We start from the raw sequence: 13,100 nt of genomic DNA, 5'->3' as shown, positions 1-13,100 counted from the left end.
CGCTTAGCCGCGACCCCACTGCTGCTGCGGATTAGAAGTGAGTACCGCCGTCGATACGAACTTCTGTTCCGGTGATGAACGCTCCATCTTCGCTAGCGAGCATTGCGACGACACCAGCAACGGCCTCAGGGCCCGCGAAACCTTCCTTGAGCGCTGAGCCCAGTTTTGCGAAGAGCGAGTAGTCAGCGTCCTCGGGGATGCCGGGGCCCTGACTCTGCTTGCTCTCGCCGCTGCCGTCGGTCATTCCCGATGAGATCGATCCGGGCTGAACAGCGGTAAAGCGGATTCCTTGCTTGGCATATTCCGAAGCGAGGGCATGGGTCATCGACTGCACTCCGCCCTTGCTCGCGGCGTAAGCAGCCATGTAGGGGTGAGCGAATGCTGCGGATGTCGAACTGAAGTTTACGACCGCGGCGTCGTTACCTTCGCTGAGGGCAGGAATGGCTTCGCGAATCATCAAGAACGTACCGACGAGGTTGATGTTGATGATTTGTTGGAAGTCAGCCAGCGACATGGTGTGGGTGTGCGCTGACCGGAGAATTCCGGCAGCGTTCACCAGCACGTCGAGTCCGCCCAATTGAGCAACGGCGGCGGCGACTGCACCGCGCACTGACTCTTCATCGGCGATGTTCACGACAACAGTGCTGAGGCGATCGGCAGCGTCGCCGGCTTTAGCAACAGTGTCAGCAAGTCCTGCTTCGCTGATGTCAAGGGCGGCAACGGTGCCACCTTCGGCGAGGAGGCGAAGGGCGGTGGCTTGGCCAATTCCTGATCCTGCGCCGGTGATGATGGCGCGGCGGTCGGTGTAGCGATTCATCTGAGTGACCTTTCGTTGAAGACGGGAGTATCTACACGGTACGCCACACTGGCACAATGTGCCATCCTTGCTTATTGTGCGCGATAGGCACCATCGGCGTACTCTCCTTACATGGATTCCCCGCCCCCCACTCTCACCGAGCGCCGCAAGCTCGACACTCAGCTCGAGGTCGCGCGCACGGCTGCGCGCCTCTTCGCTGAGCGCGGTGCTCACGCTGTTACGGCAGAGCAGATTGCGCAGGAGTCAGGCATCGCCGTGCGAACGTTTTACCGCTATTTCAGCTCCAAAGAGGATGCCGTGGCTCCCCTTCTCACCGTGGGGGCCGGCCATTGGCGGGCATTGCTCGCCGCCGCTCAACCACAGGAAGACGTCGTAACGGCGCTTGAGCGCACCATCCGCCAAGTTCTGACCGCTACGGCCGACGCCGACCGCGAAACCATGCGCTGGACACTAGGACTTCTTCGCGCCGCCGACGACGACAAAGATCTTCGCGACGTTTGGTACCGGGTGAACGGCGAATCAGAGGCTCAGCTGCGCACCGTCATCGCCACGTTGGTCGGGCCTGACACCGACCCGTTCACCGTTCGTATCGTGGCCGCTGCGGCGACGCAGGCGCTCAGGGTGGCGCTCGAGATGAGCGCCGCCGATAGCGAGAACGCGACCGTGGCAGAGCCAGCACAGCTGGCGGCGCGAGCTCTACGCACTCTCACTCATGGCATTCAACTCGAAGTGGTCGAGGTTACCAACCCATAGTTCCCGGGGCCCCTTTGAACGGTCCGACGAGATTTTTGGTGATCCACCCGCCATAAAAGTCGCCGGCCTGCGAGGTGACGAGTTCGCCATCGATCTCGCACGAGTCCATTTGCCCGGGATAGAGCGCCACACGCGTTCCCAGTTCTTCGAAGCGGCGCGTTGGCTCCGGGTAGATCCAACCTGCTCGCTCGGCGACTACTCCCCCAGCAGTAACGTCAAAGTAGTGAGCTTCGCCCTTGAACTCGCAGAAGCTGGTGCCCGCTCGCGGCACGAGCACACCGTCGGGGAAGGCTGCGAGGGGAACGTAGTAGACCGGCGGATGACTCGTCTCGAGTACTCGCACGGCATCCGTTGTATCGACGATCACTTCGCCACCCAAGCGCACGACAACGCGCTGGGGCATGTGCTCCACTCGCGGGGGCCGCGGATAATCCCACACCGACTCCTGCCCTGCTTTCGGCTTGACGGGCTTGGGACGAGGCAAGGAGCGGGGATAGCCGGCGGGAGTCATAACTCCATTTTGCAGTCGGCTGCTGGGACGCGGCTGAGTCGCGGCCACATACTCATTGCGCCCTCGACACCTTCCTCTACACTTGCTCGAGTGAATGACGCCTCCGCCTCCCAAGCCGCCCGAACCGCCCACAACAGCACCGCCCTCCGCGTGCTCGCGCGCCTCGGTTTCGCCGTCAATGGCCTCGTACATCTCCTCATCGGTGCGCTCGCCATCGGCATCGCGACCGGCGGCGGCGACACGGATGCCGATCAGTCGGGGGCGTTCAAACAACTCGCGTCGACACCAGGCGGGGTGTTCCTGTTGTGGGCCGTCGTCATCGGCATGTTCGCCCTCGGTCTCTGGCTCGTCATTTCAGCGTTCCTTATGCAGCCCGAGGATTCAAAGCGTAAGTGGGCCAAACTCGGGGCGGAAGTCGCTAAGGGGATCACGTACTTTGCTCTGGGTTCCACCGCGCTGAAATTCGCGCTCGGCGGATCATCCAGCTCCTCCGACAGCACAAGCAGTGTCAGCGCAGACCTCATGGCGAACCCGGTGGGAGTCGGCGTTCTAGTGGTGGCTGGCCTTGTCGTTGTCGGCGTCGGCGGTTATTTCGTCTTCAAGGGCGTCACCCAGAAGTTCACCGAAGACGTGTCTGTTCCCGGTGGCACGATGCGCAAGGCTGTGTTGGGGCTCGGTACTGCGGGCTACATCGCGAAGGGTATCGCGATCGGTGTCGCCGGCATCCTCGTTGTGGCGGCAGCTTTTACTCACGATCCCGAGAAGTCGTCCGGCCTCGATGCTGCCCTCACGAGCCTGACCGCGCTGCCGTACGGCATGGTGGTTCTTCTTGTTATCGCGGTGGGACTCATCGCCTACGGCGTGTACTGCTTCGTACGTGCACGATTCGCCCGCCTGTAATTAGTCGCTGACGACAGCTCTCGGCGCTACAATCGAGCCACCGTTTCAGCGTGCCATTCGGCGCAGCTTTGACTAGGGAGAATGATGAACTCGACGCCTGACGACAAACCAGCACCGTCTCGCTCGGCCGCGGTCGTGTACAACCCGATCAAGGTCGACATCGATGCCATCAAGGCGGCCGTCACGGTCCTCGAGAATGAGACAGGCTGGAAGACAACCACCTTCCACGCCACCAGCAAGGAAGACCCAGGAGCCGGTGCGACGCGAGACGCGCTGGATGCGGGCGCTGACGTCGTGATCGTCGCGGGCGGCGATGGCACGGTTCGAGCCGTCGCCGAGGCGATTCATGACAGTGACGCCGCTCTGGCTCTCATGCCCGCCGGCACCGGAAACCTCTTTGCTCGCAACCTCGGCATTCCCCTCGATGATCTCGAGGGCGCGGTTCGAACCGCTTTCACCGGGGTCGATCGCGCGGTCGACATCGGGCTCATCGACATCCGGGATGAGAACAACGCTCTCTCGAAGCATGCTTTTGTCGTCATGGCGGGTTTGGGTCTCGATGCCAAAATGATCGCGAACACCGATGACGATCTGAAGAAGCGCATCGGCTGGCTCGCGTACGTGAGCGCCATCGTAAAAGCCCTGGCCGATAGCAGCGAATTGCACGTGAAGTACCGTCTCGACTCACAGCGCGCACGATCGGGCCGAGCCCACACCGTCATCGTCGGCAACTGCGGCTCGCTAACCGCGAATGTGCTGCTGCTGCCGGATGCCGCTCCCGACGACGGATTTTTTGATGTCGCCGTGATGCGCCCTCAGGGAGTGATCGGCTGGGCTCAGATTCTGGGAAAGGTGCTGTGGGAGAACGGCGTGCTGCGCCGCATCCGAGGCGGTCATTTTCTCACCACGAAAGACGTTCGCGCGCTGCGCTACGTGAAGGCGAAACAGCTCACAATCCGCCTGAGCACCCCCGAAGAGATTGAACTCGACGGCGATGAGTTCGGTAAAGCGATTGCTTTCAAGAGCCGCATTAAAGCCGGCGGCTTGACCGTGCGAATGCCGCAGGCTGCGAATTCCTCTCAGCACTAACCGCGGGAGTCGTCACCCTGCTCCGCCACTTCCGCCTCTTCCGCTTCTTCGGCCACTTCCGCTTCCTCGGCGCGCTCAAGTCGGGCGTGCAGCGCCGCAAGAATTCTGGCGATGTCCATCGAAATTGCTGCCGAGGCCCCCAGGGCTGTCGCATTCGCGTCAGCTTTGCGGGCATCCAGTTCGGCCGTCAAATCGGCAAGCGCATCTGTTGCGAGAGCGTGTGATTCTTCGCGGTGCTCGAGAGTGTCCCAGTCGCGCAGCGCCGAGGCCACGGCAGCGAGTGCTGCGCTTAGCGCCGGACGCATTTCAGGACGAAGTTGCACCTTGATCGGTGTTCCCCAGACTGCGCCGGTGAGTACATCCGTGATGTCGCGAACGTGGAATGTGACCGTTTCGAGAGCGGCCAGATCGTTGTAGTCCGCTTTCAGATCGCGACGATAGCGGCGGGCACGCGGGTTTGCCTTACGGCTCTCATCGGCCAAGAGCACCGCTTGCCGGACCTCGCCTGAGACCACGACGAGCGAGTCTTTGCCCGATGCCCACCCGTCACGCTCGGGCGGCCAGCTCTCGGCCAAGGCCTCAGCGATTTCGGCGAGGTGATCAGAGAGCACCGCACGAAAGTTCGACAATTGCTGGTCGACCGCGTTGTGGGTGAGCGCGGGAAAAATGAGGAGGTTAACGAGCAACCCGACGACGATGCCGAGCGTCGCCTGCTCAAGGTAGCCGAGCGAGTAGTCATCGGCATCCGGCCCGCCAATGATGAGCACGAAAAGAACAGTGACGGGAATGTATTCCCGGTTCGCACCGAACCAGCCCGTGGCCGCGATCAGCGCTCCGACACCAACGGCTAGCGCCATCGTGAGCACTGACGGCGAGCTGAAGATAATGACAGCACCAGCGAGCACGATCGCGATCGCGAGACTTCCCAAGGTTTGCGCCGCGTTCTTGAGTGAACCCATGAGCGTGGGATACATCGCGACGATGGCGCCGAGGGGCGCGTAGTACGGGTAGTTGTCGGCGACGCCGGGCAGGTAGGGCGCGACCGTCCACGCGATCGCCACGGCCAGCCCTGTTTTGGCGGCCTGCAGCATCCGGGTTCGGGTGATGTCTGACCGCATCCGCCCCGCCGTCTGCGTCACGGGTTGTAAACGCTGCGTCACCGGTTGCAAACGCTGCTTGATCGGCTGCAGTCTGCTGGCGTCGATGGTGAGGCGCTTCAGCAGCTTCGGACGCCTCATGCGTTAACAGCGACATCCACGCTGCCGGGTGTCGGTTCCGGATGCTCGATTCTGACGCGATCGGGGCGGAAGCCGTGTTCGATCCCCCACAGCACCGCGTTGGTGCGACTCGTGGCACCAATGGTTCGGTAGCAGCTACGAATGTAAGTCTTGATTGAGTTGATCGAGAGGTGAGTGCGTTCGGCTATCTCCACATTCGTGAGGCCCTGAGTGATGAGAGCTAACACTTCCGCTTCGCGTTCGGTCAAGCCTTCTTCACGCCCGGGCCAATCGCCCACAGCGACAGCAGAGACGCTCGCGCCACCAAGATGAATCCGTTCGCCGCCGGCACGGATCGCTTCGAGAGCGGCCACCAGTTTGGCCGCCGGCAGCCCTTTTGAGATGTAGCCGTTGGCCCCGTTGCTCATCACCGTAGCGACGTGGGTCGGGTCGAGGTTCCACGAGTACACAACGACCGCGCTGACCCGGGGGTTGGCGGCAAGGTCACGCACCGCCGCCCGGTCTCCCTGGGTGCCCGCAAAGGTGTCGTAGAGGGCGATATCCACCACGTCGTCGACGCGCTTATTGAGGTCGAGCTCAACGACGCGGATGCGGTTCTGGTAGGCGCGGAGCATCCCCACTACTTCGCGGGCGACAACTTCGTAGTCGTTGACGAGAGCGATCTGTACAGCAGTCATAGATCAACGATAGAGCGGCAATCGGGTGCGCGGGGAAAAGTTCACCCCTAGGGGTGAAGCCTCCCACCTTGTGTGGAGAATACTCTCAGGCTGTGGGGTGCTTGCCGCACTACGCCAGCGCTGGCGAGCACTCCACGCCACCACACTCCCCCCGACGATGAGGACCTCACCCATGAGCGCATCAGACAAAATCGAAAACGCTGCCGAAGACTTCGCCGGCAAGGCCAAAGAGGCCGCAGGCAAGGCCACCGACAACGAGAAGCTTGAGGCCGAAGGCCACGCTGACCAGACGAAAGCGAGCCTGAAGCAGGCTGGCGAGAACGTCAAAGACGCGGTATCCGAGTAGCCCTTCCGCTACTGCCGCATCACCCTCTTACCCTTATTGAAAGGCACCACTTCATGAACACTCTTCTCATCATCATCGCCGTCATCGCCGTTGCACTGCTCCTCACCGGAGGACTAGTGCAGTCCCTCAACTTCCTCCTCTGGGTAGGAATTGTGCTGGCCGTTATCGCCGTCATCGTCTTCCTCGCTCGCAAGCTCACCGGCGGCAAGGTCTAACGCCAATAGCTTGCAGAGCTAGCTGAAGCGGTTCATCGCCCCTCCCCCCAGAGAACGATGCACTGAACGAGGTGCGCGCAACCCCCTGGTTGTGCGCACCTCATCTTTTAACCGGCACGACCCTAAGGATCCCGAATGTGCACACAAGCTAGCGCCCGCTCTACCGACACCCCACGACCGGCACCGTTGGCCGCCGAACCCCTGTGCGAAGGCGATTCGGATGTGATCGCTCAACCTTTTCCCCCGCTCTCCGCGAGCGAGCACGCAGCTCTTCACTCCACCGAGGACCCTATCGCCGAGTGGATTGAAGAACTCGCGCCTTCGACCGGGCTTTAGCTAAGCGAGTTTTGTCGCGACGTACACGGTGTTGGATGACACCCCGCCGGTCAGAGCATTATCAAAGTCGACTGCATGCGCGGTTGGGTTCTCGAAGACCTGGCCTAAGCGCTCCATGAACTCGTCGTCGGCAGGGTCGTCTGACCAGAGCGCAAAGACTCCGCCGGCCGTGAGGTGAGCCCGCACACGCCGAAGGCCCTCGACGGTATAGAGGTCGGCGTGGCTCGGATCGAGTTGGTGGCGCGGCGAATGGTCGACATCCAGCAAGATCACGTCATACGGCTCGGTCGGTTGAGCACGCATCACGGCAAAGAAGTCGGCGTGGGTGAGCGTCGTGCGGCTGTCACCAGTGAGCTCCGCGGATACCGGGAGCAGGCCTCGATTGTGCCAATCGATCACAGCGGGCAGAGCATCGATCACTTCGAGCGAAGCAACACGCGGATCCGCAAGAGCTGCCACCGCCGTGTAGCCGAGACCGAGACCGCCGTTGACAACCCGAAGCGCCTCGCCGCTGGCCGCAGCAAGCCCCAGGTCGGAAAGAGCAATTTCGGCAACGGTGAACAGGCTCGACATGAGGTATTCCTCCCCCAGCTTCACCTCATACACGTCAACGTCGAGCGTGGGCTCACGCCGGCGACGAAGGTTGAGCTCGCCCATTGGGGTTTCTTGAAAATCGAGCTCCTCGAAGCGGGAAATAGCCATGGGGTGAGCCTACGTGCTTTCACACTCACCACGTATGCTGAGGAAATGACAACACTGGAGTGGGACGGCTATCTCAACGCTCGAGACCTCGGCGGTTTCCCTACCGCCCTCTCCAGCACCGGCGAGACACGATTCGGGCGCATTGCCCGCGGGCCGCGACGGGAACGCCTGACCGAAACTGGCTGGCAGGATGCCCGGGCGTGGGGCCTGGCCTCCATCGTCGATCTTCGCTGTGCTCACGAGGTGGGGCAAGGCGAGGGCGATCACGTGATAGCCGACGATGTCTTTGAGGGCATCGCGATCGTCAACTCCCCCACCGAAGATCAGAACGATCCTGAGTTCTGGGAAGCGTGCGCTCCCATCCTCGACTCGCCCGAATACTGGGCCCACAACTGGCAGATGCAGCCCCAACTCGTGCGTGGTGCTCTCGATTCAATCGCCAGCTCAGCACCGGGCACGCTCGTGCACTGCAGCGCCGGCCGCGACCGTACTGGGATGATCAGCGCCCTTATCTTGGGTAACGCTGGTGTCGATCCCCACGCGGTTGGCGAAGACTACGCGACCTCTGTGCACGCGATGGCGCACATCACCACCCACGCCCCGGGCGCCGAACTTGACGAAGCGCGATCGCCCGCTGAAGTGGACGAATGGATGATCGACAAACTCCCGATCGTTCACGACACCGCCGCGCGCGCTCACGAGATCTTTGACCTGCTCGAGGTGTCGATCGCTACCCGCGCCGCACTGCGCAGGCTCCTCATCGCTGAGTAGCCTGCGCCTGCGGTGCAGCCCAGATGCTTAGCGCGTCTCAGGGACCTCTGGTCCTTCCGGCAGCACAACCGGTTCGGCTTCTGCGCGATGCCGCCCGGGCTGGGGCTTCTGGTGACCCATCTCTCCGCCGATACGACCGCCGAAGGGTCGACCATGGTCGGCGTACTCTTCCCGGAAGAAGCCGATGCGCCACTGGCCCATTTCCATGAGCGCGCCGGTGCGCAATGTGCGAGAGCCGGCTTCTTGACCCGTAAGCGGTCGAGAGCCGCCGCCGACGGCGCCGAACGAGCGAAGAACGTACTCGTCGTCCTCGTCGTGGCGAATCTCGGCGTGAATGGAATCGAGGCCGGGCAACTGCAGATCTGCGGCCGACGACGAACCGATGGTTGTCACATCCGACCGCAGCTCGAATTCACGCGGCATCTGCCCGTTCCAGTTTTCAGAACCCACAACGAAGAACAAGCGTGGCCGCCCTGCTCCCGGCGCGTAGTGCGTCGTCGTGACCTTGCGGCGAATCGTGCGGTCAAAGGTCGGAATGAGCGGAAACAGCGTTCCGGGAGGAAACTGCATCCGCGGGCCTGCCGGAGCAGCAGCGTTGCGCCGACGCAGCATAGGGGTGAGAGCGGCGCGGCTTCCCAACGCAATGTGAGGTGACCCCGTGAGCACGCGCTGAGCCACTGACGGCTTGATAGCGCCGATGCGGGCGATCAGCCCGAGCGGCCCTGACAGCGAGACGGTGAGCCCGCGTTCAGCCAAAGCCTTCGCCACAATGCGCGCTTCCTTCACCTTGACGGATCGCGCCTGCAGAAAGAGCTCCGGATTGCTCGAGAACACCTCGATGTCGGTGCCGCTCGCAGTGACCGTGCCCGTCATCGTTTCGGTCTCGAGCGAGGACGCGGTCGACTTCCCGTTACTCGAGGACTCAGCATCCGCATCGTCAAGAATCGGTTCGACGAGCGAGAACGCCAGATCGATGTCGAGCCTCGTTGAGGTAGTCATCGTTGGAGTACTCATCGCTACGGGGCGGTCGGTTCGGAGCCGGATCCTTCGCTGGTGGTCACCCTCAGGGTGCCGTTGAGTTTCCACGTTGCACGAGGTGCATCCTGGCCAACGTCCCGAGGAACTTCGACTGTCATGTCGATGAAGCTGTAGTCGATGACGGCACTGCGACCGGTGAGGTACGACCACATTTCCTTACCAAGATCTGTCCAGTCTTGGATGTTGTGAGCGTCGGGGCCAGTAGCACCGTCAGAGGCGGCGGGGTTAGTGAGATCAGACATGGTTTCGTCCTTTTCGCTCGCATTGAGAAATTGGACGACCATCGTGATCGGTAGCCGCCCACTGTAATGCCACGATAATCGTGTACCCCAGACGGGGGAAGAGATGCGGCTCAGGTCACGGCATACTCACTGGGAGCGTCGCTTGCCACCACAGTTCACGCAGCAGCGGTCTGCGAAGAAGAATCGACAGAGCGGATGCTCCACTCCCCTTCTCGTGGTGCCGAGCTAGGCGCCCTGTCGCGGCGCGACCGCAGGGATCAGCAGGTGGGCTGTGACGACGATGAAGACAATGAGCAGTACGAAAGTGCTGCCGTCGGCTGCGATGTAGAAGTAGTGCCAGAGCGAACCGCCGACATCGCTACCGGCGACTACGGCATCCGTGCGGGCATTGAGCGGTGGGCGGATCACCAGTATCTGAGTGAGCAGAACCGCCCACAGTCCCGCGAGCAGTCCCCACTGCAGGCGCGTCGCGCGCGGCCGGATCATGGCGAGAGTTAGCAGCGCCGCGAGGACCAGCGCGGTGGTGTTCATCGCGTAGAACACGAGACGCCCTATGCCGAGCCCGAGCTCAAGAGTTATTCCCGGCGCCTGAAACTTGAGCGGCGTCTCGAAGAACGAAATGCCGATGATCAGCCCAAGCCAGATCGCGGGGATGACAAGACGGAGGGTGAGGCTCGTGCGGTGCATGGTTCCAATTTATCGGAATCATGAGCCTTCCCCTGCGCCCCTTTAGAGACGCGGTGAACGTACCCCGCTACGCGGCGGAGCGGTTGCTCCCGCGACCGATCAGGCCGGCGCGCACGAGCAGCATGTAGAGCTGGCAGCCGAGGCAGTAGTCGAACACCGAGTTAAGGAACGCGGCGATGAACGCGAACGCCGCGGCAACGACGAGAGCGTAGGGCACGGCGGCGAGGTGCAGCACAACGCCGATGACCGTGACGAAGAGGCCGACGCCCTGCGAGAACGTAGGCGGGGCCGGGTTTTCGAGGTGACTCGGTGCGCTCAAGCGCGGACGTATCGCCGCCTTGAAGAAGAGACCGTAGGGGTGACGCTGGATGCCCGCGAAAGCGCCCCAGGCGAAAAGCGCCGTGATGGCGGCCAGGAGGAGGAACGCGGGCTGGGTGGCGCGCTCGGCGAGTGTTGCCGGAAGCGCTGCGGCACCATCGAGGCCAAAGCCGATCACCGTGAGCAGCAGCACAGCGGTGATCGCAGCGCCGAAGCGCGGACCACGGGGATCGATGCCGGCCTGGCCGGGCTTCGCCGCGAGGGCAGCTTTCGACGCAGAGAGCTCAGCCGCTCCGGCGGCGTTCGTGTGGGGCGTAGTCATAGGAGTTGCTCTCTGGTGCGCGCAGGGCGGGGGTTGGCGTGCGGTGGAAGGGTGCGGCGACTCGTCGTTAGACGAGCGCGGGAGCGAGCATCCGGCCCAGTTCGGCACGGAGGTCGTTGATCTTGGGGGCTCCGCCGATGCGGGCGTGCAGCTCGTCGTTGCCGTCGAGGATGAACGTGGTCGGCGACTGCAACAGGTTGAAGCGGTTGGCGATTTCGGGACGCGAAGTGACATCCACCTCGACGTGAACGACTGAGCCGGTTCCGTCATCGAATTCCGCGGCGAGGGCGCTCAACTGGGTGCGAACGGTGGGGCAGATTGCGCAGGCTTCGGTCGAGAATTGGAGCAGCGTGACGCGGCTGCCGAAGGGAGCGACGCCGTCGATCACGATGCGGTTGTCTTCGGATGCGGCGGCTGATCCAGCTGCAGCGGCAGCGCTCGAGCCGGTGGTGGCCGTGCGCTTGATGCGACCGGTGCGGGCACGCCACACCAGGCCGAGCACGGTGGCGAAAGCTACGAGGCCGACCAGCACAAACAGGGTTTCCACAGCGTTCACCTTTCGAGGGTATGGGGAGTTGGGGATCTTCGACGTTGTGTGACGCGAGGTTACTGACCTCGGGTGCCACAGAGACGGGAAAGCCCCACACGACTTGGTACTCACATAACAAGTCGAATGGGGCTTCAGATATTCCGGGGGCGCCACCATCGCGGCGCCCCCGAAGGAGAAGTGCTAGATGCTGTTGTGGTCCTTCACGGCAGCTTCCATGTCTGCGAGCCCGGGAGCCATCGCGGCGTCAACAGCGAGCGGGTCAGAAGCGTTGAGCTCCTGCATTCCACGGCCGTCGGGCGCTGAAGCGTTGATCTCGTGCTCGTCGGCGGCAAGACCAGTCATGACCTGGGTGACAACGTCGGAGACGGGGCGGCGGGTCCAGTCAGCGTTCTGGCTGCTCATCATTTCGGTGTCCGTGGCGCCCGGGTAAACCGTGGCTACATGCACGCCGGTACCGTGCAGTTCGCGACGCATCGCTTCACCAAATGCGGCAAGACCGGACTTGGTCGCCGCGTACACGGCGTAGAACGGCATCGCGACGAGAGCGATCTCGCTCGAGATGTTCAGGAGTAGGCTTCCGCCCGCTTCGCCGCTGGCGCGCAGTTGCGGCAACAGTGCCTGGGTAAGCAGCACGGGCGCAGTGAGGTTGAGGTCAATCATCGCGATGGCCTGCTCCGCGGTGGCATCTTCGAGACGACCAGCGCGCACGTTACCGGCGTTGTTCACGAGAAGGTCGACGGTCTCCCACGACTTCACGGCGTCAGCAACGTTCTGGGCGCCATCTGCCTGACCCAAGTCTTGAACCAGGATTTCGGATGTTCCCCCTGCGTCCTTGACGAGGTCAGCGGTCTTCTGCAGTGTGGATTCGGTGCGCCCGACGAGCAGCAGGTGTGCTCCCTTCGCGGCAAATTCGAGGGCGATGGCCTGGCCGATTCCTTGGCCAGCTCCGGTGATGATTCCGCGGCGGTTAGTGAGGTCCATTGTGGGGATCCTTCCAGATGTGGGAACGGATCGCGGTGGCGACCCGGAAGCGAACTCGCGTTCTGTACCGAACGGTAACATACTGTCCTCCACGTCCGTTCGGGGTTCCACGATTAGGCGCCGCTATTCGGGCTGAGTGACGATGAATCGCTGAACCCAGCTACGACAGCCCGTTAGTAGGCGTCGACGCTCAGTGCCAGAAAAATATAGGCCGCAGGTCCGACGATGCCCGCGAAAAGAGCGAGGGCTATCGCTGCGATCGGCAGACCGATGAGGCGCCGACGAAGCGCTAGGGCGACGATGGCCACCACGAGGGCTGGCACCCCCAACACCAAACAGATCAGCCACGCTGCCGTCGCCACGCCGAAGGCATAGATACCGTAAGCCGCGGTGTCTCCCTCAAAGGAATAAGCCATCGGATAGATCACGATAAGGGGCACTATCAGCGCAAGGGTCGCGAGAACAAGCGACGTGATCGGCAGAACCAGACCAGACTTCTTGCGCTGCGCGACGGTACTCTCTTCGATCGAAATTGACGTCATGCGCCAAAGTTAGCAACGACTCGGACATTAGAGAGCGACGAGCTCACAGTTCGGGTCGGACGTCG

The 13,100-nt window shown here is 62.5% G+C and carries 19 protein-coding genes; 7 read left to right on the top strand and 12 right to left on the bottom strand.

Going from position 1 to position 13,100, the window contains the following annotated elements:
* Positions 1-31: 31 nt before the first annotated feature.
* Complete coding sequence (locus ESZ53_RS01730; protein WP_129071257.1) at positions 32-817, bottom strand: SDR family NAD(P)-dependent oxidoreductase; 786 nt, start codon at positions 815-817, stop codon at positions 32-34.
* Between the two features lie 111 nt (positions 818-928).
* On the opposite strand from ESZ53_RS01730, the gene ESZ53_RS01725 reads away from it, so the two are divergent.
* Complete coding sequence (locus ESZ53_RS01725; protein ID WP_129071256.1) at positions 929-1,570, top strand: TetR family transcriptional regulator; 642 nt, start codon at positions 929-931, stop codon at positions 1,568-1,570.
* Here ESZ53_RS01725 and ESZ53_RS01720 read toward each other — a convergent pair.
* On the bottom strand, positions 1,557-2,081 hold the full coding sequence (locus tag ESZ53_RS01720) for a DUF427 domain-containing protein (RefSeq protein ID WP_129071255.1): 525 nt from the start codon (positions 2,079-2,081) through the stop codon (positions 1,557-1,559). The two genes, ESZ53_RS01725 and ESZ53_RS01720, sit on opposite strands and share 14 nt — an antisense overlap.
* A gap of 90 nt (positions 2,082-2,171) precedes the next feature.
* Here ESZ53_RS01720 and ESZ53_RS01715 point away from each other — a divergent pair, with 90 nt between their 5' ends.
* Both ESZ53_RS01715 and ESZ53_RS01710 read left to right on the top strand, forming a co-directional pair.
* A complete protein-coding gene (locus ESZ53_RS01715; protein ID WP_129071254.1) occupies positions 2,172-2,981 on the top strand; it encodes a DUF1206 domain-containing protein in 810 nt (269 codons plus the stop codon).
* A gap of 81 nt (positions 2,982-3,062) precedes the next feature.
* Positions 3,063-4,070, top strand: coding sequence for a diacylglycerol kinase family protein (locus ESZ53_RS01710; RefSeq protein ID WP_129071253.1), 1,008 nt, complete (start codon positions 3,063-3,065; stop codon positions 4,068-4,070).
* On the opposite strand, the gene ESZ53_RS01705 is transcribed toward ESZ53_RS01710, so the two are convergent.
* Together ESZ53_RS01705 and ESZ53_RS01700 are read right to left on the bottom strand one after the other, a co-directional pair.
* Positions 4,067-5,308 (bottom strand): aromatic acid exporter family protein, encoded by a 1,242-nt coding sequence (locus ESZ53_RS01705; protein WP_246837351.1) that lies wholly within the window; start codon positions 5,306-5,308, stop codon positions 4,067-4,069. The two genes, ESZ53_RS01710 and ESZ53_RS01705, sit on opposite strands and share 4 nt — an antisense overlap.
* Positions 5,305-5,985, bottom strand: a complete 681-nt coding sequence (locus ESZ53_RS01700) for a response regulator transcription factor (RefSeq protein ID WP_129071252.1) — start codon at positions 5,983-5,985, stop codon at positions 5,305-5,307. The genes ESZ53_RS01705 and ESZ53_RS01700 overlap by 4 nt, the downstream gene beginning before the upstream one ends.
* Positions 5,986-6,157: 172 nt before the next feature.
* Here ESZ53_RS01700 and ESZ53_RS01695 point away from each other — a divergent pair, with 172 nt between their 5' ends.
* From ESZ53_RS01695 to ESZ53_RS01690, 3 genes are all read left to right on the top strand, one after another.
* On the top strand, positions 6,158-6,331 hold the full coding sequence (locus ESZ53_RS01695; RefSeq protein ID WP_129071251.1) for a CsbD family protein: 174 nt from the start codon (positions 6,158-6,160) through the stop codon (positions 6,329-6,331).
* A gap of 53 nt (positions 6,332-6,384) precedes the next feature.
* Positions 6,385-6,546, top strand: a complete 162-nt coding sequence (locus tag ESZ53_RS14245) for a DUF2207 domain-containing protein (RefSeq protein WP_145963168.1) — start codon at positions 6,385-6,387, stop codon at positions 6,544-6,546.
* A 135-nt stretch (positions 6,547-6,681) separates the two neighbouring features.
* The gene (locus ESZ53_RS01690; RefSeq protein WP_129071250.1) at positions 6,682-6,882 is read left to right on the top strand and encodes a hypothetical protein; all 201 of its coding nucleotides are present in this window, start codon (positions 6,682-6,684) and stop codon (positions 6,880-6,882) included.
* Here the strand turns inward: ESZ53_RS01690 and ESZ53_RS01685 are convergent, their stop codons facing one another.
* Positions 6,883-7,584 carry a spermidine synthase gene (locus tag ESZ53_RS01685; protein WP_129071249.1) on the bottom strand — a complete coding sequence of 234 codons (702 nt, stop codon included), beginning with the start codon at positions 7,582-7,584 and terminating at the stop codon, positions 6,883-6,885.
* A gap of 45 nt (positions 7,585-7,629) precedes the next feature.
* Between ESZ53_RS01685 and ESZ53_RS01680 the strand changes: the two genes are divergently transcribed.
* Complete coding sequence (locus ESZ53_RS01680) at positions 7,630-8,355, top strand: tyrosine-protein phosphatase (protein WP_129071248.1); 726 nt, start codon at positions 7,630-7,632, stop codon at positions 8,353-8,355.
* A gap of 27 nt (positions 8,356-8,382) precedes the next feature.
* On the opposite strand, the gene ESZ53_RS01675 is transcribed toward ESZ53_RS01680, so the two are convergent.
* The 7 genes from ESZ53_RS01675 to ESZ53_RS01645 form a co-directional block, all read right to left on the bottom strand.
* Positions 8,383-9,354: an FHA domain-containing protein gene (locus tag ESZ53_RS01675; RefSeq protein WP_210403825.1), complete on the bottom strand. Its 972-nt coding sequence runs from the start codon at positions 9,352-9,354 to the stop codon at positions 8,383-8,385.
* A gap of 17 nt (positions 9,355-9,371) precedes the next feature.
* Positions 9,372-9,635 carry a hypothetical protein gene (locus tag ESZ53_RS01670; protein ID WP_129071247.1) on the bottom strand — a complete coding sequence of 88 codons (264 nt, stop codon included), beginning with the start codon at positions 9,633-9,635 and terminating at the stop codon, positions 9,372-9,374.
* Between the two features lie 225 nt (positions 9,636-9,860).
* On the bottom strand, positions 9,861-10,322 hold the full coding sequence (locus tag ESZ53_RS01665; protein ID WP_129071246.1) for a hypothetical protein: 462 nt from the start codon (positions 10,320-10,322) through the stop codon (positions 9,861-9,863).
* Between the two features lie 67 nt (positions 10,323-10,389).
* Entirely contained in the window at positions 10,390-10,962 is a 573-nt protein-coding gene (locus ESZ53_RS01660) for a DUF4395 domain-containing protein (protein WP_129071245.1), read from the bottom strand.
* A gap of 67 nt (positions 10,963-11,029) precedes the next feature.
* Positions 11,030-11,518: a thioredoxin family protein gene (locus ESZ53_RS01655; RefSeq protein ID WP_246837350.1), complete on the bottom strand. Its 489-nt coding sequence runs from the start codon at positions 11,516-11,518 to the stop codon at positions 11,030-11,032.
* Between the two features lie 174 nt (positions 11,519-11,692).
* Positions 11,693-12,493, bottom strand: coding sequence for an SDR family oxidoreductase (locus ESZ53_RS01650; RefSeq protein ID WP_168187169.1), 801 nt, complete (start codon positions 12,491-12,493; stop codon positions 11,693-11,695).
* A 173-nt stretch (positions 12,494-12,666) separates the two neighbouring features.
* Positions 12,667-13,035, bottom strand: a complete 369-nt coding sequence (locus tag ESZ53_RS01645; RefSeq protein WP_129071242.1) for a hypothetical protein — start codon at positions 13,033-13,035, stop codon at positions 12,667-12,669.
* Positions 13,036-13,100 lie beyond the last annotated feature (65 nt).

This window comes from Salinibacterium sp. UTAS2018 (assembly GCF_004118935.1).
Taxonomy (GTDB): domain Bacteria; phylum Actinomycetota; class Actinomycetes; order Actinomycetales; family Microbacteriaceae; genus Rhodoglobus.
This window is presented reverse-complemented; position numbering and strand designations above follow the sequence as displayed.